Source organism: Vibrio sp. QJM3NY_39, from assembly GCF_057785895.1.
In genome coordinates this window covers 1,831,233-1,852,480 of sequence record NZ_CM173505.1, presented here as the reverse complement: position 1 = coordinate 1,852,480, position 21,248 = coordinate 1,831,233, and the positions used below count along the sequence as shown (strand labels likewise).

21 protein-coding genes and 2 pseudogenes are annotated in these 21,248 nt (G+C 43.4%); 18 read left to right on the top strand and 5 right to left on the bottom strand.

Features of this window, described 5'->3' with window-relative positions; all coding sequences use genetic code 11:
- Nucleotides 1-87: 87 nt before the first annotated feature.
- A complete protein-coding gene (locus tag AC3CHU_RS08550; RefSeq protein ID WP_488524357.1) occupies nt 88-453 on the bottom strand; it encodes a hypothetical protein in 366 nt (121 codons plus the stop codon).
- A 258-nt stretch (nt 454-711) separates the two neighbouring features.
- Here AC3CHU_RS08550 and ccoN point away from each other — a divergent pair, with 258 nt between their 5' ends.
- The 10 genes from ccoN to uspE all read left to right on the top strand — a co-directional run bounded on the left by ccoN (nt 712) and on the right by uspE (nt 9,707).
- Nucleotides 712-2,139, top strand: coding sequence for a cytochrome-c oxidase, cbb3-type subunit I (ccoN, locus tag AC3CHU_RS08545; protein ID WP_032497766.1), 1,428 nt, complete (start codon nt 712-714; stop codon nt 2,137-2,139).
- A gap of 11 nt (nt 2,140-2,150) precedes the next feature.
- The gene (gene ccoO / locus AC3CHU_RS08540) at nt 2,151-2,771 is read left to right on the top strand and encodes a cytochrome-c oxidase, cbb3-type subunit II (protein ID WP_017074286.1); all 621 of its coding nucleotides are present in this window, start codon (nt 2,151-2,153) and stop codon (nt 2,769-2,771) included.
- Nucleotides 2,772-2,780: 9 nt separating this feature from the next.
- Complete coding sequence (locus tag AC3CHU_RS08535; RefSeq protein WP_488524356.1) at nt 2,781-2,954, top strand: cbb3-type cytochrome oxidase subunit 3; 174 nt, start codon at nt 2,781-2,783, stop codon at nt 2,952-2,954.
- Nucleotides 2,954-3,928 (top strand): cytochrome-c oxidase, cbb3-type subunit III, encoded by a 975-nt coding sequence (ccoP, locus tag AC3CHU_RS08530; RefSeq protein WP_488524355.1) that lies wholly within the window; start codon nt 2,954-2,956, stop codon nt 3,926-3,928. The genes AC3CHU_RS08535 and ccoP overlap by 1 nt, the downstream gene beginning before the upstream one ends.
- 108 nt (nt 3,929-4,036) lie before the next feature.
- Nucleotides 4,037-4,516, top strand: a complete 480-nt coding sequence (locus AC3CHU_RS08525; protein WP_017074288.1) for a FixH family protein — start codon at nt 4,037-4,039, stop codon at nt 4,514-4,516.
- A gap of 5 nt (nt 4,517-4,521) precedes the next feature.
- Nucleotides 4,522-6,894, top strand: a complete 2,373-nt coding sequence (locus AC3CHU_RS08520; RefSeq protein ID WP_488524354.1) for a heavy metal translocating P-type ATPase — start codon at nt 4,522-4,524, stop codon at nt 6,892-6,894.
- Nucleotides 6,894-7,130, top strand: a complete 237-nt coding sequence (ccoS, locus tag AC3CHU_RS08515; RefSeq protein WP_004733686.1) for a cbb3-type cytochrome oxidase assembly protein CcoS — start codon at nt 6,894-6,896, stop codon at nt 7,128-7,130. Before AC3CHU_RS08520 ends, ccoS begins: the two co-directional genes overlap by 1 nt.
- A complete protein-coding gene (locus AC3CHU_RS08510; RefSeq protein WP_004733688.1) occupies nt 7,120-7,794 on the top strand; it encodes a sulfite exporter TauE/SafE family protein in 675 nt (224 codons plus the stop codon). Before ccoS ends, AC3CHU_RS08510 begins: the two co-directional genes overlap by 11 nt.
- A gap of 86 nt (nt 7,795-7,880) precedes the next feature.
- Nucleotides 7,881-8,627: a fumarate/nitrate reduction transcriptional regulator Fnr gene (fnr, locus tag AC3CHU_RS08505; RefSeq protein ID WP_004733691.1), complete on the top strand. Its 747-nt coding sequence runs from the start codon at nt 7,881-7,883 to the stop codon at nt 8,625-8,627.
- A gap of 132 nt (nt 8,628-8,759) precedes the next feature.
- Nucleotides 8,760-9,707: a universal stress protein UspE gene (gene uspE, locus AC3CHU_RS08500; RefSeq protein WP_004733693.1), complete on the top strand. Its 948-nt coding sequence runs from the start codon at nt 8,760-8,762 to the stop codon at nt 9,705-9,707.
- 99 nt (nt 9,708-9,806) lie between these two features.
- On the opposite strand, the gene ttcA is transcribed toward uspE, so the two are convergent.
- The 4 genes from ttcA to AC3CHU_RS08480 all read right to left on the bottom strand — a co-directional run bounded on the left by ttcA (nt 9,807) and on the right by AC3CHU_RS08480 (nt 13,511).
- Complete coding sequence (gene ttcA / locus AC3CHU_RS08495; protein ID WP_004733695.1) at nt 9,807-10,700, bottom strand: tRNA 2-thiocytidine(32) synthetase TtcA; 894 nt, start codon at nt 10,698-10,700, stop codon at nt 9,807-9,809.
- Between the two features lie 342 nt (nt 10,701-11,042).
- A complete protein-coding gene (locus AC3CHU_RS08490; RefSeq protein WP_488524353.1) occupies nt 11,043-11,693 on the bottom strand; it encodes a DUF2987 domain-containing protein in 651 nt (216 codons plus the stop codon).
- Nucleotides 11,694-11,815: 122 nt separating this feature from the next.
- Nucleotides 11,816-12,664, bottom strand: a complete 849-nt coding sequence (locus AC3CHU_RS08485) for a glucosaminidase domain-containing protein (protein ID WP_488524352.1) — start codon at nt 12,662-12,664, stop codon at nt 11,816-11,818.
- Entirely contained in the window at nt 12,657-13,511 is an 855-nt protein-coding gene (locus tag AC3CHU_RS08480; RefSeq protein WP_488524351.1) for a DUF2189 domain-containing protein, read from the bottom strand. Before AC3CHU_RS08480 ends, AC3CHU_RS08485 begins: the two co-directional genes overlap by 8 nt.
- A 329-nt stretch (nt 13,512-13,840) precedes the next feature.
- Between AC3CHU_RS08480 and potA the strand changes: the two genes are divergently transcribed.
- The 8 genes and pseudogenes from potA to AC3CHU_RS08440 form a co-directional block, all read left to right on the top strand.
- Complete coding sequence (gene potA / locus AC3CHU_RS08475; RefSeq protein ID WP_017077234.1) at nt 13,841-14,956, top strand: spermidine/putrescine ABC transporter ATP-binding protein PotA; 1,116 nt, start codon at nt 13,841-13,843, stop codon at nt 14,954-14,956.
- A complete protein-coding gene (gene potB, locus AC3CHU_RS08470; protein ID WP_488524350.1) occupies nt 14,940-15,797 on the top strand; it encodes a spermidine/putrescine ABC transporter permease PotB in 858 nt (285 codons plus the stop codon). Before potA ends, potB begins: the two co-directional genes overlap by 17 nt.
- Nucleotides 15,797-16,567: a spermidine/putrescine ABC transporter permease PotC gene (potC, locus tag AC3CHU_RS08465; protein ID WP_009846722.1), complete on the top strand. Its 771-nt coding sequence runs from the start codon at nt 15,797-15,799 to the stop codon at nt 16,565-16,567. Before potB ends, potC begins: the two co-directional genes overlap by 1 nt.
- Nucleotides 16,568-16,714: 147 nt before the next feature.
- Nucleotides 16,715-17,749: an extracellular solute-binding protein gene (locus AC3CHU_RS08460; protein WP_488524349.1), complete on the top strand. Its 1,035-nt coding sequence runs from the start codon at nt 16,715-16,717 to the stop codon at nt 17,747-17,749.
- A 227-nt stretch (nt 17,750-17,976) separates the two neighbouring features.
- Nucleotides 17,977-19,014, top strand: coding sequence for an extracellular solute-binding protein (locus AC3CHU_RS08455; RefSeq protein ID WP_108161783.1), 1,038 nt, complete (start codon nt 17,977-17,979; stop codon nt 19,012-19,014).
- An 84-nt stretch (nt 19,015-19,098) separates the two neighbouring features.
- A pseudogene (locus AC3CHU_RS08450) lies at nt 19,099-19,323 on the top strand (GGDEF domain-containing protein); the annotation flags it as partial.
- A 95-nt stretch (nt 19,324-19,418) separates the two neighbouring features.
- Complete coding sequence (locus AC3CHU_RS08445; protein WP_488524348.1) at nt 19,419-20,612, top strand: ISL3 family transposase; 1,194 nt, start codon at nt 19,419-19,421, stop codon at nt 20,610-20,612.
- Nucleotides 20,597-21,196: pseudogene (locus AC3CHU_RS08440) on the top strand (GGDEF domain-containing protein); the annotation flags it as partial. The gene AC3CHU_RS08445 and the pseudogene AC3CHU_RS08440, both read left to right, overlap by 16 nt.
- Nucleotides 21,197-21,248 lie beyond the last annotated feature (52 nt).

Below are 21,248 nucleotides of genomic sequence, written 5' to 3'. Positions count from 1 at the left end.
CTTTATAACACTTTAATGCATGGTGTTTCACTGATTTGGTACATATTTCTATCAAAAGAACCGAGGCGTGACTCAGTTTTCCCTCTATTACTCTTTAGAAAGGTTTACGGAAAACGTGCTTATCTGTTGTGGAAATGTAACTGTTATTGAGGAGGTCTTATCATTAGTTTGTAACAGCCAATTCGATGGCCCTTTTTCTTCTAGAATTCCACTCTCATTGTAGCTAATGATAAATTTGCCAGTTTTAGATGTTTCGATTGAATACCCTGATTTATCGCCCGAAATTAAAACATTATGATTATCAATACCAAATTCACACGGTTTTGAAATTATACAGCTTACTGTTTCGTGAGTATCGTATGTTACTGTTCTCCAAGTAAATGCCGCTATTAAAATAACCAACATGACGATAATTTGAACAAGCCTGCCTTTTGTTAGCTTTTGTGCCGCCATTATAATCTTTACTCCTTGTTACAAAGTTCAAAGTTTTTAAATAAAAATCCAATTCCAGACCAAGCGTAAGGTTACTACTCTGTCATTGATTTGTTAATTCAAGTATAGTGTCGCGTTGAAAATGCCACTTTTTTTCAAAATCAGCAAGTGGAAATAAAGCCCTGAATAGGCTGAATTTCCTTTTCTAATTTGGGTGGCATTACGACGTGAGTCGTGTTGGAAGTAAAGTGTAGTAAATAAGAAATTGGAAGCATGCAAATGAGCCAAGAAAAGCAGCTTGAACAAAACTACAACTATACGGTCGTCCGTCAATTTACCCTCGTTACAATTTTGTGGGGTATTGTCGGTATGGGCGTTGGTGTTTTGATTGCCGCTCAATTAGTTTGGCCACAGCTAAACTTTGATACGCCGTGGTTGACGTACAGTCGTTTACGTCCCCTGCATACTAATGCGGTTATTTTTGCGTTCGGTACAAGTGCGCTGTTTGCAACATCATATTATGTTGTGCAACGTACCTGTCAGACGCGTCTCTTTGGTGGCCCTCTCGTAGCCTTTACCTTTTGGGGGTGGCAAGCGATTATCCTGTCCGCTGCAATTACTTTACCGTTAGGTTTAACCTCTGGTAAAGAATATGCAGAACTTGAATGGCCAATCGATATTGCTATTACTCTTGTGTGGGTAGCTTACGCAGTCGTGTTCTTCGGAACCATGATTAAACGTAGGACATCGCACATTTATGTAGCAAACTGGTTCTTCGGAGCCTTCATCATCACGGTTGCCGTGTTGCACATAGTTAACAGCTTAGCTGTTCCTGTATCTGCGTTTAAATCTTACTCGATTTATGCAGGTGCAATTGATGCAATGGTGCAATGGTGGTACGGACACAATGCGGTAGGCTTCCTATTGACAGCTGGTTTCCTAGGTATGATGTATTACTTCGTTCCTAAACAAGCTGGTCGCCCTGTTTACTCTTACCGTTTGTCGATTGTTCACTTCTGGGCTCTTGTGTCACTGTATATCTGGGCTGGTCCACACCACCTACACTACACTGCACTTCCAGACTGGACTCAGTCTCTAGGTATGGTTATGTCATTGGTTCTGTTTGCTCCGTCTTGGGGTGGCATGATCAACGGTATTATGACTCTATCTGGTGCGTGGCATAAGCTTCGCTACGACCCAATCCTACGTTTCCTAATCGTTTCTCTATCATTCTACGGCATGTCGACTTTCGAAGGCCCTATGATGGCAATTAAAACGGTTAACGCACTATCTCACTACACGGACTGGACCATCGGTCACGTTCACTCTGGTGCGTTAGGTTGGGTTGCTATGGTTTCAATTGGTTCGGTTTACCACTTAGTTCCTAAACTATTTGGTCAAGAGCGTATGTACTCTGTATCTCTAATCAATGTTCACTTCTGGTTAGCAACGATTGGTACAGTTTTCTACATTGTTGCAATGTGGATCTCTGGTGTGATGCAAGGTCTGATGTGGCGTGCAGTTAACTCTGACGGTACATTGACTTACAGCTTTGTAGAATCTGTAGAAGCTTCTTACCCGTTCTACTTTGTGCGTTTCTTAGGTGGTCTTATCTTCCTATCTGGTATGTTCTTACTGGCATACAACACGTACAAAACTGTTTCTGCACCTAAAGATAGTCTTAAAGCTATCCCTCAACCGGCTTAAGGAGATTTAGAATGAGCTCAAATTCAAAGAATCGCCATGAGTTGGTCGAGAAAAACGTTGGTCTACTCGCGATCTTAATTGTTATCGCAATCAGCTTTGGTGCTTTAGTAGAAATCACTCCGCTTATTTTCCAAAAGCAGACGACTGAGCCTGTAGAAAACCTACGCGTTTACTCTGCTCTGGAGATGGAAGGTCGTGATATTTACATTCGTGAAGGTTGTAACGTATGTCACAGCCAAATGATTCGTCCTTTCCGCTCTGAAACAGAACGTTACGGTCACTACTCTGTGGCGGGCGAAAGCGTTTGGGAACACCCATTCCTATGGGGTTCTAAGCGTACTGGCCCAGATCTAGCGCGTGTTGGTGATCGTTACTCTGATGAGTGGCACCGTGTTCACCTTCTCGACCCTCGCGAACTTGTTCCTGAATCAAACATGCCTGGTTTCCCATGGCTTGCTGAGAATGTACTTGATGGCAAATTGACTAAGCAGAAGCTTGAAATCTTCCGTAATCAATTTGGTGTTCCTTACACAGACGAACAAATTGCTAACGCTAAACAAGATGTTGAAGGAAAAACAGAGATGGATGCAATCATCGCTTACCTTCAATCGCTTGGCCACGCAATGAAATAAGGAATAATTATGGACATTATTACATTTCAAAGTGTTTGGACTGTTACTGTTTTTGCTTGTTTCATCGGCATCGTTTGGTGGGCTTTCGGTAAAAATCGTAAGTCGCGCTTCGACGAAGATGCAAACCTAGTGTTCTCTGATGAAGCACCTGCGAAAGATAAAAATCAAGGAGTGACGAAGTAATGAGTACATTCTGGAGTATTTGGGTAACAGTCATCACAATCGGTACGCTGATTGGCTGTGCAGCCTTACTTCGTTGGTGTTCCAACGATAAAACAGGTGTAGAAGAAGGTCATGACATGGGCCATGAATACGATGGTATTCGTGAGCTTAATAATCCACTACCTAAATGGTGGACATACCTTTTCGTTAGCACAATTGTGTTTGCAGCTGTTTATCTTGCTCTATACCCGGGCCTTGGCAACTTTAAAGGTCTACTAGGTTGGACGAGTTCAAACCAAACAGTTCGTAGCGTAGAAGAGTCTCGCTCTTCAATTGCGGCAGCTCAAGCTAACAAACAGTTAGATGAGTACGCAAAAGAGCTTGATGACGCGAACACTTACTTTGGCGAAGCATTTAAGAAGCTAGCTCATGATGAGAACGGTCTTCGTTCTGTTCCTGACATTGCATCAGATGCTGACGCAATCAAAGTTGGTCAACGCTTGTTCCTGCAAAACTGTTCTCAGTGTCATGGTTCTGATGCTCGTGGTCAAAAAGGCTTCCCTAACTTGACTGACGATGCATGGCTATATGGCGGTGAACCACAAGCGATCGTTACTACCATCATGCATGGTCGTGTCGGTCAAATGCCAGCGTGGAAAGACGCACTTGGCGAAGAAGGCGTTAAAGAAGTGGTTAGCTACACTCTTAGCCTTTCTGGTCGTAGCGTGAACGTACGTGAAGCAGAAGCTGGTAAAGCACGTTTCGTAGTGTGTGCTGCGTGTCACGGTACAGATGGCAAGGGTAACCCTGCTGTTGGTGCTCCTGACCTAACAGACCGCGATTGGTTGTTTGGCGATTCTCGTGCTGATGTAACTGAAACAGTAATGAACGGTCGTTCTGGTGTAATGCCGGCTTGGAAGGATATCCTCGGTGAGGATAAGGTACAGCTCGTCGCTGCCTACGTCTGGAGCCTCAGCAACTCAGATAAAGAGTAACATAATAATAACAGCCCCTTCTTAAGGGGCTGTCTTTCTTTTACAGTTATAACCTTAAGTGTTTGTAAAAATTAGTTTTATTTCATTGGATATATTGAGAATAATAATATGGTACAACCTTGGTATAAGCAGTTTTGGCCGTGGTTTTTGATTTTCCTAACCGTTGGCGTTTCTATGCTAACATTGGTTCGAGTCGCGATACTTACCAACCATTCAGTTAACGTTGTCACTGAAGATTACTATAAAAAAGGTAAAGGTATTAATGTCGACATTTCAAAAGTAAACGTTGCTAAAGAGCTTGGCCTATCAGCTTCAGTTAGCGAGAAAGGTAACTCAGTTATCATTACCCTAGACAAAGGCAAGCTAGACCACTTTCCAGCTATTAGCGCAATGTTCGTGCACCGAACGCTCCCTGACCGTGATTTTACTCAGCTACTGACCGCTGATGCGAGCGGCAACTACACGTTGACTCTGGACCATGAAATGCAAGGTCCATGGTTTATCGAGCTTTCTCCGCATGATTCTGAATGGTTAGTGCAAGGTCGCATGAACTTCCCAATTGATACTCCTACTCAACTAACGAACTAAAGCTTATGTGTGAATCCTGTTATCACTGCGGTGAAGATGTACCAGCGGAAACGGATTTTAAAGTAGAAATCTTAGGATCGGTTCAACCGATGTGTTGTCCAGGTTGCGAAACCGTAGCCCAGACAATCGTTGATAGCGGTTTGGTCTCTTATTACCAATATCGTACCGCTCCGGCTGAAAAAGCGGATCTCGTGCCAGAGCAACTTCTAGCACTCAGTCATTACGACAACGAAGATGTTCAATTGGAGTTCGTCCGTAACTCTGAAAATACATCTGAAGTGACATTGTCACTCGAAGGTGTCTCTTGTGCTGCTTGTGCATGGCTTATTGAAAAGCAAGTCTCTTCAAAGTTAGGGGTTGTTAGCATTAGTGTTAATACCACGACTAACCGCGCCCTGCTCAGCTGGGACAACACTCAGGCTAAACTGAGCGAGCTGTTGTCTACAATCCATACCTTAGGCTACAAAGCAGCACCATTTGAGGCTGATCAACAAGAAGCCGCCTATCATCGTTCGATGAAGAATTATCTCTATCGTCTTGGTATTGCTGGTTTAGCGACCATGCAAGTCATGATGTTAGCTGTAGCGCTCTACCTCGAAGTATTTGGCAGCCTTGAACCTGAATTCAAAAGTTACTTCCGTTGGGTAAGTCTGATCTTCGCAACCCCTGTTCTCCTATACTCTGCGTTACCTTTCTATATTAATGCGTGGCGCAGTATTAAAGGCCGAACATTGGGTATGGATGTACCCGTTTCGATCGCTCTGCTATTTGCTTACGTTGCGAGTTTAGTGGCAACAGTGACAGAGCAAGGTGAAGTGTTCTTTGAATCTATCTCGATGTTCACCTTCTTCTTGTTGCTTGGTCGTTTCCTTGAGATGCGCGCGCGTCGTAAAGCGGCAGCAGCTAGCGGTAACCTGCTTAAGCTCGTTCCTGCGATGGCGACAACGCTAGACGGTGAGCAAGTTCCGGTGAAAACCTTAAAAGTTGGCGACCAGATTCGCGTTCTACCGGGTGAACATATTCCCGCAGATGGCAAAGTATTGTCTGGCAGAATTCATATCGATGAATCCATGCTGACTGGCGAATCTATCCATGTGGTTAAGAATGAAGGTGATACGGTCTTTGCTGGCACATTGAATGGTGATGAATCGTTTGAATTGGAAGTGATGACCTCTAAAGCGGATTCGGTGATTTCTAATATCGTTCGCCTTCAAGATGAAGCTCAATTGTCTAAACCCCGAATTGCTGAAATCGCCGATGTGGTGGCTCGATACTTTGTCGCGGTTATCTTAATCATTTCATTCGGGACTTGGTTCTACTGGCATCAAACACGACCAGAAGACGCTTTCTGGATCATGCTTTCAGTATTAGTAGCGACCTGCCCTTGCGCTCTGTCTCTTGCGACGCCGACGGCGATTACGTGTTCAACATCTCGTATGGGTAACTTTGGTATTTTGCTGCGCAAAGGCCACGTATTTGAAACCTTGTGCAAGGTAAACCACTTAATCATCGATAAAACGGGCACTCTCACTGAAGGTGATATTCGTATCAGTCAAGTTGAGACGTTTGCTGACCTTGATAAAGACACTTGTTTGCAAGTTGCAGCAAGCCTAGAGCAACACGCTAACCACCCTATCGCTAAAGCGTTCAAAACTTATATTTCTGATGGTATCGAAGTAGAGTCGGTAAACAACGTGATTGGCTCGGGCATTACTGGCGAGTTGAATGGGCAAGAAGTGGCGATTGGTAGCAGCGAGTTCATTCTAGGTGAAGCTCAGCCATCTAAAAGTAACGGTATTTACTTGTCGATGTCTGGTCGTCATATTGCAACATTCACTTATGAAGATCCGATTCGTAAAGAAAGTATCGAGTTCATTAAGCAATTCAAAGAAGCGGGAATCAAAACCACGCTGCTGACTGGCGACTCTTTGATCAATGCGAAGCCTGTTGCAGCAGAGATTGGTATTACTGACATTGTTGCTAACGCGAAGCCGGAAGACAAGCTGGCTTATTTAAACTCTAGAGACGCAAGTGACATCACCATGATGGTTGGTGACGGTATCAATGACGCCCCTATTCTTGCCGGTGCTCACCTGTCTGTTGCTATGGGCGGCGGTACTGATGTGGCGAAAGCCTCTGCGGATATGGTGCTATTGGGTGATAAGCTCGATAGATTACTTAAGTCCCGTACTTTGGCGCTAAAAACGCGTAGGATAATCCGTGAAAACCTAGCTTGGTCACTAGGATATAACTTACTTATTCTTCCGTTGGCTGTTGCAGGTTTGGTTGCTCCATACATTGCCGTTGTTGGCATGTCTGCTAGCTCTATTATTGTAGTATCTAACTCGTTAAGGCTTTTAAAAGAGCAAGGTAAATAATGGAAAGTTTATACATACTCATTCCAATTGCGATCGTACTTGTATGTATCGCGGTTGGAATCTTTCTATGGGCTGTGAAGAGCGAGCAGTTTGAAGACCTTGAACGCCAAGGCCATAACATTCTGTTTGATGAAGATACTAATGTTCATCATCATTCTGATAGTAAACCTGTCAAGAATGAGAAAGCTAACGTAGAAAGCCAAACTAACTTAGACAAAAAGAACGATGACGCCTGATTGGATTGGCGCTTTTGTTGTTGGATTGATCGGAGCAGGCCATTGCATGGGAATGTGTGGTGGTATTGCGTCGCTTCTTTCGATTGGCAACAGTAAACCTTCCCCTGTCATTCCCCTGCTTTATAACTTAGGGCGCTTGCTAAGCTATGCTGTGATTGGCGGTGTTATTGGTGGTGCAATCTCTTCGATAGGTCAGCTGAGCGATTTTAATGCTCTGCTGGGCTGGCTGCGTTTGTTTGCTGCTGGTTTTATGATCGTCTTAGGTTTGTATATTGGTAAATGGTGGTTTGGCTTGTTGTTCTTTGAAAAAGTTGGACAGAAGCTATGGCGTTATATCTCTCCTTTAGGCAAATCATTTCTACCATTGAAGCACCCTAGCCATGCTTTACCTTTTGGTTTTATCTGGGGTTGGCTTCCATGTGGTCTTGTTTACTCAATGCTAACGTGGGCGGCAGTGTCAGGAAGTTGGTATAACGGAGCGGGTATCATGCTTGCTTTCGGTTTAGGTACTCTTCCAGCGATGCTCACGGTTGGAATGGGTGCCAATTTCCTCAAAAAACTGCAACAAGCTGACTTATTTCGCCAGTTTGGCGCAATTTTAATCCTCATTTACGGCTTCTATACCGGTTATATGGCGCTACAGCTCATTATTTATACCGTATAGTGGTGTCTTTAATCCGGTTTTTTTACTACCCTTTAGGATTAAGGAATGCTAAAATATTGACGTATATCAAATAGTGAAAGATTGTTATGATTTCTGAAAAGCCTGTGACGAAACGAGTTCAGTCTGGTGGCTGTGCGATCCACTGCCAAGATTGTAGTATTAGCCAACTCTGTATCCCATTTACGTTGAATGAATCTGAGCTAGATCAACTTGATCAGATCATTGAAAGAAAGAAACCTATTCAAAAAGGCCAAGAGCTATTTAAAGCGGGAGACGAACTTAAGTCTCTTTATGCTATTCGCTCTGGAACGATTAAAAGCTATACGATTACCGAGCAAGGTGATGAGCAGATTACTGCATTCCACTTAGCGGGCGATCTTGTTGGCTTTGACGCGATCACGGGTGATGAACACCCTAGTTTCGCTCAAGCTTTGGAAACTTCTATGGTATGTGAAATTCCATATGAGATTCTCGATGACTTATCAGGAAAAATGCCTAAATTGCGTCAGCAGATTATGCGTTTGATGAGTAATGAGATTAAAGGTGACCAGGAAATGATTCTGCTTCTTTCTAAAAAGAACGCGGAAGAGCGCCTTGCGGCATTCCTTTACAACCTTTCAACTCGCTTCTCTCAGCGTGGCTTCAGCCCTCGTGAGTTCCGCTTAACGATGACTCGTGGCGATATTGGTAACTACCTTGGTTTGACTGTTGAAACAATCAGCCGTCTGTTAGGTCGTTTCCAAAAAGCGGACATCTTGAGCGTTAAAGGCAAATACATCACTATCGAAGATCACGATGCGTTGATGGAACTTGCTGGCGTTTCAAAAGAATAGTCTAGATATCAATGATGTAGTTCAATAATGAGCTACATCATGTTTCTCTCTTAAAACCTCTTATATTTCTCTTATTCTCTCCATAACTACGCTACATTATTTATATGTTCGGTCTGAAAAGTAGGCTTAGTTATGAGTATCTATAACAAAATTTTAGTTGTCGCAGACATTAATCACGATGAGCAACCTGCTCTAGTTCGTGCTATCCAACTTGCCAAGAAAAGCACCTCAACAAGCCACATCACTTTCTTTTTGTCGATCTACGACTTCTCGTATGAAATGACATCTATGCTCTCTGTCGATGAGAGAGACGCAATGCGCAAAGGCGTAATTCATCAGCGTGAAATTTGGATGAATAAGGTTGCTGCTCCTTACCTTGATGATTCTATTGAATTTAACGTACAAGTGGTTTGGCATAATCGCCCGTATGAAGCGATCATTGCTGAGGTTTACAGTGGTGAGCATGACATTTTGATCAAAGGCACGCGTAAGCACGATACCTTAGAATCGGTCATCTTTACTCCAACCGACTGGCACCTATTAAGAAAGTGCCCTAGCCCAGTCCTGTTGGTTAAAAATGATTTCTGGCCAGAACACGCGAAGATCTACGCTTCCGTTCATGTTGGCTCTGAAACAGAAGCTCACTTAGAGCTCAACGATACGATGGTCGACAGATTACTTGAGATCACTGGTCGTTTGGATGCTGAACCGTTCTTGGTGAACGCCTACCCGGTGACACCTGCGAATATCACAATCGAATTGCCAGAGTTTGACCCAACCTCTTATACTGATGCAGTTCGCGGCCATCACTTAACCGCGATGAAAGCACTACGCCAGAAACACGGTATGTGTGAAGAGCAAACCGTGGTTGAGCAAGGCTTGCCTGAAGATGTTATTCCTCGTGTAGCGTCTGAACACAATGCTGCTATGGTTATCCTTGGTACAACAGGTCGTACTGGCTTGTCTGCCGTGTTTATCGGCAATACTGCGGAACATGTCATCGACAAGATTAACTGCGATGTACTGGCTCTTAAACCGTCAGGTTACGTTAGCCCTCTCGATCCGAACCTGTCTAAATAGCTGATTTTTAATTATAAAAAAACGCCTTAAGCAATGCTTGAGGCGTTTTTGTTTATCTAAAGCTTACGCGATTCCAACAACAGAATCGTTTATATCGCGTTATACGTTAGTTACGTCGATGAACATTGACTCATCAATGTTTGAAGACGAGATTTCAGCTTCTTCGAATTCGTATGCTTTGCGATCTTCGCTACGATCCAGTGGAAGGTTAATGAAATCAAACAGCTCGCGGTCTGCCAATTGGCTTGGGCTCACGTTCTGAATTGACTTGAAGACCTTCTCAACACGGCCTGGAGTCTGTTTATCCCAATCAATTAGCATCGCTTTGATGTTTTGACGCTGTAGGTTTTCTTGAGAGCCACATAGGTTACACGGAATGATCGGAAACTCTTTATGCTCTGCGTATTTGATTAGGTCCGTTTCGCGACAGTAAGTCAGTGGACGGATTACAACGTTACGACCATCGTCAGAGCGAAGCTTAGGTGGCATAGCCTTGAGGCGAGCACCGTGGAACATGTTCAGGAACATAGTCTCAACAATGTCGTCTAGGTGGTGACCTAGAGCAATCTTCGTTGCGCCAATCTTCTCTGCAAACGAGTACAAAGTACCGCGACGCAGACGTGAACAAAGGCCACAAGTTGTCTTACCTTCTGGCACTTTTTCTTTTACCACTGAGTACGTATCTTTATCTACGATGTAGTAAGGAATGTTCAGAGTTTCAAAGTACTCAGGAAGAATATGCTCAGGGAACCCCGGTTGTTTTTGGTCTAGGTTTACGGCAACAACATCAAATTTGATGGGTGCTGCTTCACGTAAACGTAGCAAAATGTCTAGCATCGCAAATGAATCTTTACCGCCACTAATACACGCCATTACTACGTCATTCTCTTCGATCATGTTGTAGTCGACGATGGCATTCCCAACATTTCTTCTTAGAAGTTTCTGAAGCTTGTTGAATTCAAGTGTATCTTTTTTATTTTCGTTTTGGTTCATTGCGACTCTCACACCGTCGTATTACCGACTGTAGATTGCTAGTGGGACTGTTTTAGGGCGTGGATTATACGGATTTTTATTTCAGGTTGGAACAGTAATGGCAGGATAAACAAGCCAAGCAGGAGAAAGATTCCGCCTTATCATAAGATCTGTCCTCTAGCGGTGAGAAAAATATGTCGCAATAAGAGGTAAGAATCAAAGATGAAAGGCCGTTGATATATGTGATTTGGCAAGATTTAGAGGTTTAGATTTAAGACTTTAAACGAAAACAGCCTGTTTAAAGAAGAACAGGCTGTTTCGTCAAGATTTTAAGCTGAGCAAACAGCTTCTGGCTGGTCGCTATTATTGCGCTGGTATGTAAGGCAAAACGCGAACGGTGGCTTCTGGTAACGTGATGCTGTCACTTCCGTTCAGTTCGTCCAGCGTGAATTTCGCACGCCCTTCTTCAATTGGGATTTGCTTACCATTAGACAGAGCAATATTGCCTTCAAGTTTACTATCAAACTCTAGCGTCAAACCTTGAATATCAGGAGTAAACCAACTAGAGAACATGCCGCTGACGTCTTCTAGCATCGCTTGCATCTGTGGTAATAGTTTTTCTAACTGTGCAACCTCAACCGTTTCAGCCAAAGGCTCCTGAGTCATTACAACGAGCGAATACGCACATTCTTGTTCTTGGGTTTGTACAAAGATAAGAGGGTTTGCTGAGCGTAGGTTTTTATCTACCGGTAGAAGCAGCTCATTCGCAGGAGACACTTTTAACTCTTCGTAATGCTCTTCTTTCTCCATCCAAGCTTTGCTGATGTGACAGGTTTTCTGTGCTTGTTGGTCAACAAAGAAGACCGCAACTTTGACATCATCGTGCCCTTCTTTGGTGTTGTTTTTCAGCTGAGTATAGAGTTTAGAATACGTGAACATGTATTCTTGCGCCGAAGCAGGAAGAGAAACGCCAAGGCTTAAAGTGGCTAATAGAGCGAGTACTGTCTTTTTCATTATTATAATCTTGTCGAAGTTGAGCGTTTATAAATAGAAAGAGCAGCCAATGAGCTGCTCTTTTTGTGATGTTACTGGTGTAAGCCGACTTTCGAAGGCAACCAAGTTGGTATCAAAATGAGTTACTTTTTCCAGTATACCTCGTTGTGACGGATCATAGCTTGTAAATCAGTCACATAGTCTGAACCTCGCTCAGAATATTTTAGCAAGCCGTTGGTTAGCTCTGTCGCAGATTCAGTAGTTAACAAATCGTCGCCCTGAGTAGCCAGTTTTGCTCGAATCGCTCTTAAATCGGCATAAGCACGATTACGATTCAAGTTCATGAAGTAACGATGAACCGATTCTTGGCTTGAAGAGAATGTAGCCACTTCATGCGAACTACCTTCGTTACGTTGTAGCGGAACAAGTCCACAACCTTTGGTGTAACACCAGTGTCCGAAATAGTTGTTGGCTTTGGTGGCGAAACGCGATGTCCCCCAAGCCGATTCATTAGCAGCCTGTGTCAGTACTAGCGCCTCTGGCAGCACGTTGACACGGCTCAGCATCTCTGTCAGCCATGCCTGTTCTAAACCTTCACTAGGCACTGGTAAGCTGTACAACTTCCCTAGCCTTTTCGCATAAGACGCGTCTTCAGAGTCAATATTGCTCAAACCAGATTCAGATAGCTTAGTTAAAAACGCGCGTTCTTTGGTGATACGTTTGTTTTCAATATTGATGCTTGGGCGAAGGAACGAAAAGAATGTGTCTTTTTTCACGTTCACATCTTCGATAGCAGAAAAATTTGGTCGATCTGAAGCCACAGTCAAATCACCAAACTCACTTGATGTATTTGAACTTTGGTCTGCTGAACGTCGGCGCTCTTCTTCTTGGTAAATGTACGGGCCAACCAGTGAGATAGAACCCACGATCGCCAGTGCAGTTACCTTTAGCGCAAGTGATTTACTTGCGCTGCCTTTGACATTATTACGCATCGAACACCTGAGGGTTTTTGTTTTTGTTACCATCGTTACTGTTGTTGCCGTCGTTGTTACTGTCACCGTTGCTGTTGTCGTCATCACTATTATGTCGATCTGACGCAATAACCTTCAGTTTGATACCAAACATTTCACGGTAGATGATGCCTTTCACATGAAAGAAAAACGGAAGAACGAATATCAAGCCAATGCCGTACATCATTGCCGCCACAATGAACATCAGCATAACCATTAAGTAGATAGATGCGACGACGAAGATTTTCTTATTTACCGCTCTTAGAGAAAGCAGCAACGATTGCATTGGCGGTACTTTCTTATCACAAATCAGCAGAATTGAATTGCTGAATGCTAGTGAGAAGTAGATAGACAAAAATGGCAAAAGCATACCTGCGATGCCTTGAAGCATGAGGCTGAACAAAGTAACGAGAATGACTGGAACCGTGAACTGTAAACCTTTTCCGATATGACGCACTTTGGTTTGTAAGCCTGCGACGTGGCTCATTGCCATTAAACAGATGCCAGCATAGATAGGCGCGCTGATTACTTCGTAGCTAAAGTTAGCAATAAAAATGGATTCAACGACCTGTGGTGTAAATGCCTCTGGGTCGATAACCGCGTCTAAGATAATCGCGGGGTCACCAAGCTGCAGTTTTAGTGCGATATAAAAGATAGCCAATTGCACGAACATCAGCGCAACAATCGCAGGGGAAAACGAAAGAAAGTGACTTATCGTATGTTTCCAAGCTTCTTGGAATACAGCCGTTGCTTTGAGCTCATAATCGCCGGAAAGTGCACGGTCGATACTACCGCCCAAATTAAAATCTTTTTCGATGTCGTTGTTCATATTGATACCTAGGTGCGCCAACTAAACGAAGCCACCTAACTTATTGATAAAAAATTGCCTTCATTATACCCATATGTCGGCTGCAAACTAAAATATGAATCTGTAACAAGGCTTGCTTTTGCGTCTTAATGGTTAATAATTAGACACTTGTTAGGGTGTGAACCCAATAAATAACAGTATGGTAAAGGATGTTTACTTTTACCTGCGAATTTTTTTATCTATGAATGGTAAAAAATGCTTTGAATTCACGTTTTTGGTGATTATGATGCGCGCCTTAAAGGTGTATAGCAACAGGTCTCAAATAGAACCAAGGTGGAGAAAAACAGACGTTGAACGCTAAAAAATCAGTAGGAAAGCCAGTCGTACAGTTAACTGGCATTAGTAAAAGTTTCGATGGTAAGGAAGTCATCGGCAATCTTGATCTAAACGTAAATCATGGTGAGTTTCTCACGATATTAGGCCCGTCCGGTTGCGGTAAAACCACGGTACTAAGGATGATTGCAGGGTTTGAAACGGCAGATAGTGGTGAAATACTATTAGCTCAACAGAATGTAACCCAAGTTCCTGCTGAACAAAGGCATGTTAACACTGTATTCCAAAGCTATGCCCTATTCCCACATATGACCGTTTTCGACAATGTGGCATTTGGTTTACGCATGCAAAAAGTGCCAAACACCGAGATTGAACCTCGTGTCATGGATGCTTTAAAAATGGTGCGCCTAGAACAAATGGCACAACGAAAGCCACACCAGCTATCCGGTGGCCAACAGCAACGTATCGCAATCGCTCGTGCTGTCGTTAATAAGCCTAAAGTTCTTTTGTTGGATGAGTCTCTCTCTGCTCTAGATTACAAACTACGTAAACAGATGCAAATCGAGCTTAAACAACTGCAACGCCAACTTGGTATCACGTTCATTTTTGTAACGCATGACCAAGAAGAAGCATTGTCCATGTCTGATCGTATTATTGTTATGCGTGATGGCGTGATTGAACAAGACGGAACACCAAGAGAAATCTACGAAGAGCCTAAGAACTTATTTGTTGCTCGTTTCATTGGTGAAATTAACGTATTCGAAGCGACAGCGAAATCTCGTCAAGATGAAAAGCGCATTGTTGCGACAATCGAAGGTGAAGAGTCAATTATCTATCATGATAAAGACGTGGCACCGGGCCAAAAACTGCAAGTACTACTTCGCCCTGAAGATCTTCGTATCGAAGAAATTAAGGAGTCGGACCAAAGCGGTATTGTCGGCCACATTGTCGAGCGAACCTACAAAGGCATGACATTAGATTCAGTCGTAGAACTTGAATCAGGTATGCGTGTCATGGTTAGCGAATTCTTCAACGAAGATGACCCTGATGTTGATCACTCACTGGGCCAAAAAGTTGCAGTAACTTGGGTTGAGAGCTGGGAAGTGGTGTTAGAAGATGAGCAAGAAGTTTAATTTACAAAACGCGATTGTTGCTTTAATCACAGGTTGGTTAGTGCTGTTCGTGATGATTCCAAACATCATGATCATCGGCACTAGCTTTCTAACTCGTGATGAAGCGAACTTGATCGAGATGACCTTCACTCTCGATAACTACTTGCGTTTGGCTGATCCGCTGTATTTTAAAGTGCTGATGCACTCTTTCTATATGGCGATTGTCGCAACCCTACTTTGTTTAATTATTGGTTACCCATTTGCCTATATCGTGGCAAAAATGCCTACGAAATGGCGCCCAATCATGTTGTTCTTAGTGATTGTGCCATTCTGGACCAACTCTTTGATTCGTACTTACGGGTTAAAAGTGGTTTTAGGTACACAAGGTGTGTTGAACAAAGGTTTGTTGGCGTTAGACATTATCGATAAACCACTTCGTATTATGTATTCAGAAACGGCAGTAATGATCGGGTTAGTGTATATCCTATTGCCTTTCATGATTTTACCGTTGTACTCAGCGATTGAAAAGCTAGACTATACTTATTTAGAAGCGGCTAAAGACTTAGGTGCAAACAAACTTCAAACGCTATTGAAGGTTGTTTTACCCCTAACGATGCCAGGCATTATCGGTGGTTGTTTACTTGTATTGCTCCCTGCGCTTGGAATGTTCTACATTTCAGACTTGTTGGGCGGTGCTAAGAACCTGTTGATCGGTAACGTCATTAAGAGCCAAGTGCTGAATGCCCGTGATTGGCCGTTTGGCGCCGCAACCAGTATTGCACTGACTACCGCTATGGCCGTGATGCTTTATGCCTACTACCGTGCAGGCAAGTTATTGAATAAGAAAGTGGAGCTAGACTAATGGGTCGCACAGTTAAGTTCAGCTTTATGGCGCTGGTATACGCTTTTCTATACCTACCTATTATCGTATTAATTGCCAACTCTTTTAATGCCAATAAGTTTGGTATGAAATGGGGTGGCTTTACCACCAAGTGGTATGACGCGCTGATTAACAACGATAGCCTAATGCAGGCTGCGTGGCACTCGATCAACGTCGCGGTGTTCTCAGCAACTGCCGCAACGATTGTTGGCAGCCTGACAGCAGTAGCCTTATTCCGTTACCAATTTAAAGGTAAAGGCATAGTCAATGGCATGTTGTTCATCGTGATGATGTCTCCAGATATCGTAATGGCGATTTCGCTTCTTGCGCTATTCTTAGTTATGGGTGTACAACTTGGGTTCTTTACCCTACTTGCAGCGCACATTACTTTCTGTCTGCCGTTCGTTGTTGTTACGGTTTACAGTCGCTTGAATGGCTTTGATGTGAAGATGCTAGAAGCTGCAAAAGATTTAGGGGCAAGTGAATGGACGATTCTAAAACAGATCATCTTGCCTCTTGCTAAGCCAGCTGTTGCTGCGGGTTGGTTATTGAGCTTCACTCTGTCTTTGGACGATGTGATCATCAGCTCTTTCGTAACGGGCCCAACGTATGAAATATTGCCACTGAAGATTTACTCGATGGTTAAAGTCGGTATATCTCCAGAGGTCAACGCCCTAGCAACAGTGATGTTAGTGGTGTCGTTAGTACTGGTGATTATTTCCCAGTTGTTAGCGAGAGAGAAAATCAAGTAAGTCTCCTACTCTTTACTGAGACTGACTTGATAAGAAGTTAAAATACTTCAAGTTTAAAAAAATGTTAATCATAAACAGAATGGTAAATTGCCATTCTGTTTTTCTATCTACTGCCTTCGGGCAACGTTTAGTTTGGAGCTAACGTCAATGAAAAAATGGGCTACTCTATTAGCTGGTAGTGCATGTGCGCTTTCAATGTTATCTGCACCATCATTTGCAAAAGATAATAAAGAATTGGTATTCATGAACTGGGGACCTTACATCAATAGTGAGATCTTAGAACAGTTCACTGATGAAACTGGCATCAAAGTGATTTACTCGACTTACGAATCGAATGAAACTTTGTACGCAAAATTGAAAACGCACAATAAAGGTTACGACCTTGTGGTTCCTTCGACCTACTTCGTGTCTAAAATGCGCGACGAAGGCATGCTTCAAAAGATCGACAAAACCAAGCTAAACAATTTTGCGAATCTAGATACGAACTACCTAGATAAGCCATATGATCCGAACAACGACTACTCGATTCCACATGTTGTTGCTATTACGGGCCTAGCTGTTAACACAGACATGTACGATCCAGAAGATTTCCAAAGCTGGGCTGACCTATGGAGCCCTGAGCTTGAAGGTCAGCTGATGATGATGGATGACACGCGTGAAGTGTTCCACATCGCACTGCGTAAGTTAGGTTACTCAGGTAACACGACTAACGAAAAAGAAATCGACGAAGCCTACGCTGAACTGCGTAAGTTGATGCCGAACGTTCTTGTGTTTAACTCAGATAACCCTGGCGCGCCATACATGTCTGGTGAAGTGGGTCTTGGTATGCTTTGGAACGGTTCTGCTGCTGCAGCGCAAAATGAAGGTCTGCCGATCAAACTGGTTTTCCCTAAAGAAGGTGGCATCGGTTGGGTTGATAACTTTGCTATCAGTTCTGGCGCAATCAACGTAGAAGCGGCTCATAAGATGATCGACTTTCTACTTCGCCCAGAAATCGCAGAGCAAATCTCTCGTGACACCGGTTACCTAACGGCAGTTAAAGCGTCTAATGAGAAGTTCAAAGACAGCCCTGCTCTGTTCCCGTCGCAAGAAGATCTTGACCGTGTTGAATGGCAAGCCGCGGTTGGCGATAAGACAGTGAAGTACGAAGATTACTTCATGAAGCTTAAAGCGGATCAGTAAGCGAGTTCGTTATCTCATTGCTCCGGTCAACAGACGCTGATAAGTAACTGGTTTACTTAACAACCTGAGTTAGGTAATCAACACGTTAAAAATAAGAATATCAATGAATAGGCAGCTTAGGCTGCCTATTTTGTTATATCACTGCTATAATCTAGCGCGATTTTTAGAAATCCATTTACTTTGGGTTCACTACCCAGCTCCAAATCAAACAAATGAACGGAACAGTAATGAAAAAAACACTGTATACCGGCGCATTGTGTGCTGCTACTTTACTTTCTACACCCTCTTTCGCAGCTGACCAAGAACTGTATTTTTACAACTGGTCTGAATATATTCCAAATGAAGTACTAGAAGACTTCACAGAAGAAACTGGCATTAAAGTCTATTACTCAACTTATGAGTCTAACGAAAGCATGTACGCTAAGTTAAAAACTCAAGGTACGGGTTACGACTTAGTGGTTCCTTCTACTTACTTCGTTTCTAAGATGCGTAAAGAAGGCATGCTTCAAGAGCTTGATAAAGCTAAGCTAAGCCACTTTGCAGATTTGGATCCAAATTACTTAGATAAGCCATTTGACCCAAACAACAACTACTCGATCCCATACATCTGGGGCGCAACGGGTATTGGTATCAACTCAGATATGCTAGACAAGTCTTCAGTTAAAAACTGGGGCGATCTGTGGGATACACAGTGGGAAGGTCAACTGATGATGATGGATGACTCTCGTGAGGTTTTCCATATCGCACTGTCTAAACTGGGTTACTCTCCAAACACAACGAACCCTGAAGAAATCAAAGAAGCGTACGAAGAACTTCGTAAGCTGATGCCAAACGTATTGGTATTTAACTCAGATTTCCCAGCAAACCCTTATCTAGCGGGCGAAGTGTCTCTTGGTATGCTTTGGAATGGCTCTGCTTACATGGCACGCCAAGAAGGCGCGACAATTGACATCATCTGGCCAGAGAAAGGCGCTATCTTCTGGATGGACAGCTTAGCGATCCCATCAGGTGCTAAAAATGTTGAAGCGGCACATAAGATGATCGACTTCCTTCTTCGCCCTGAAAACGCAGCGAAAATTGCTCTAGAGATCGGTTACCCGACGCCAGTTAAAACGGCTTACCCTCTTCTTCCTAAAGAATTTGCTGAAGATAAGAACGTTTTCCCACCGCAATCAGTGATGGATAACGGCGTTTGGCAAGATGAAGTTGGCGAAGCGAGCGTCATTTATGACGAGTACTTCCAAAAACTTAAAGTAAACAACTAGATTGTTACTGATAGGTTAATAAAGCGGCGTAAGCCGCTTTATTTTTATCTACACTTTATATAGGATTGCACCAAACAATATAGAGTGCGATTTAATATGCCAGCAAACCCTATTTTATTGGTTGTGACACTGATGCTTCTCGCGTCATTCTTGATGCTTGGCCTCAGCTCGTTTATTCATATCGACTCAAATTACGACCTGTTTTTCGAAACAAACACGCTCGTGATTACCATGTATATCTACTACGTTTCTCGCCACGCCATTCGTCCCCATAAAACCCTTCGCTACGGCGCTCTGCTGCTTATTTTTGGTTCATCGCGGATTAGCGGGAACTAAAAACAAAAACGGTAGTAAGTGATATGGTTTAGTCGCCAAACAAAAATCATACACAAACTACCGTTTCTATGCCGAATCATACTTTCCTATCTTCATTCTGGGAAGGCTTTCAAATAGTAAAGTCTCTCCAGACAGCATCACTTATTACCCTGACTCTTAAACCTAGCTCTGAGGCTAAATGCCTTTGTGGTCTTGAGGCCGAGGCTATCCATGAGTATCAATGGCGTCACGTAAAGGATGCCATGTTGCTCGGTGTGCCTGTTGAACTTTCCGTTCAAACTCGAAGGATTAAGTGTCGTGACTGCGGCATAAAAACAGAATCTCTCTCTTGGTTAGAGCCTTATGCTCGTATAACAAAGCGCCTAAAAAGCTATATAGAACAACTGCTACCCCTGCTTCCCATTAAGCATATATCCCAAATTACGGGCGTTCATTGGCACACCATTAAAGAAATAGATAAACGCCGACTTCGACAAGTGGTGCCGCCAGTGAAATGGGGTGAGCTAAAGCAGCTCGTGATGGATGAGTTCGCCATCTTTAAAGGGCATCGATATGCCACCGTCATCGCTGATGCGAAGACTCATCAAGTCATTTGGGTTGGATTAGGCCGCAGCCGCAAGGACATACGGCCGTTCTTCGAGCAGCTAGGCGAGAATGGGGTAAATATCGAAGCAGTAGCGATGGACATGAATACGGCTTTTGACCTTGAAGTTCAAGCGCACTGCCCGAACGCAAAAATCGTTTACGACTTATTCCATGTTGTTGCTAAGTTCGGTCGCGAGGTGATGGATAGAGTCAGAGTCGACCAAGCCAACAAACTCAAGCAAGATAAAAAAGCGAGGCAATGGGTGAAGCGCTCACGGTGGGTACTGCTGAAAAATAGAGGCAACTTAAATACACGTCAAGATAGCTATCTTACTGAAATATTGAATATCAATAAGGACTTAATGACCACTTATATACTCGGAGCCCAACTCAAAGAGCTTTGGTATTGTGAATCCGAAGGGCACGCGAAGGGGCTCTGGGACACGTGGTGGGAACAAGTGCAAGAGAGTGGAATTAAGCCATTGAAAGAGTTCGCACGAAAACTGAGTCCTTATCTTCACGGCATTATCGCATCGGCAAGTTATCCGTTGAACACCTGCACACTGGAAGGGATAAACAACAAGATAAAGTTAATCAAGCGAATGGGGTATGGGTATCGAGATACAGACTACTTCTTCTTGAAGATAAAAGCGGCTTTCCCCGGAAAGCCGCGATGAACCTTATTTTTAATCTATTCTATGACGTGACCACAGAGCTTAAACATCTCGACGAATGGGCAGACAGAAACGAATTGCTCGACACTTTCCTAGAAGATGGTTTATTGCAGATCGCCTTCCTACTTATCGCCTACGGCATTACGGAACTGACAACCAAGTTGAAAGATCAGGGTAAACAAGATGAGCTGACAGGTTTATACAATCGCAAGAAGTTCGACGCGATTCAGCTTAAGGAATTCGAGTTGATCTATTTTGATTTGGATGGGTTAAAGCAGGTTAATGACCGTAAAGGTCATCAAGTTGGCGATCTAATGATTGTTCGCTTCTCTCAGGCTTTAAGCCAAGCGGTATTGGAAGATGAAATGGTGTTTCGAGTTGGCGGCGATGAGTTTGTCGCGACTGCACAACTTGGCCGTGGTGGCGAGTTTGTAAGCCAAGTGACGAATCTATTACATGGAGAGAACATCGGCTTCTCTTACGGTATTGAAGTAACGAGTCGAGAGAACTTTAAACAGGCGCTTGATGAGTCAGATAAAGCGATGTACGAAATGAAAAAAGCGCAGCGAACAGATCAACGAGCCTAATTACTCCATTATTTAGTGGCTGATTTGGCCGTAAGGCAGGTAAAAAATAGAG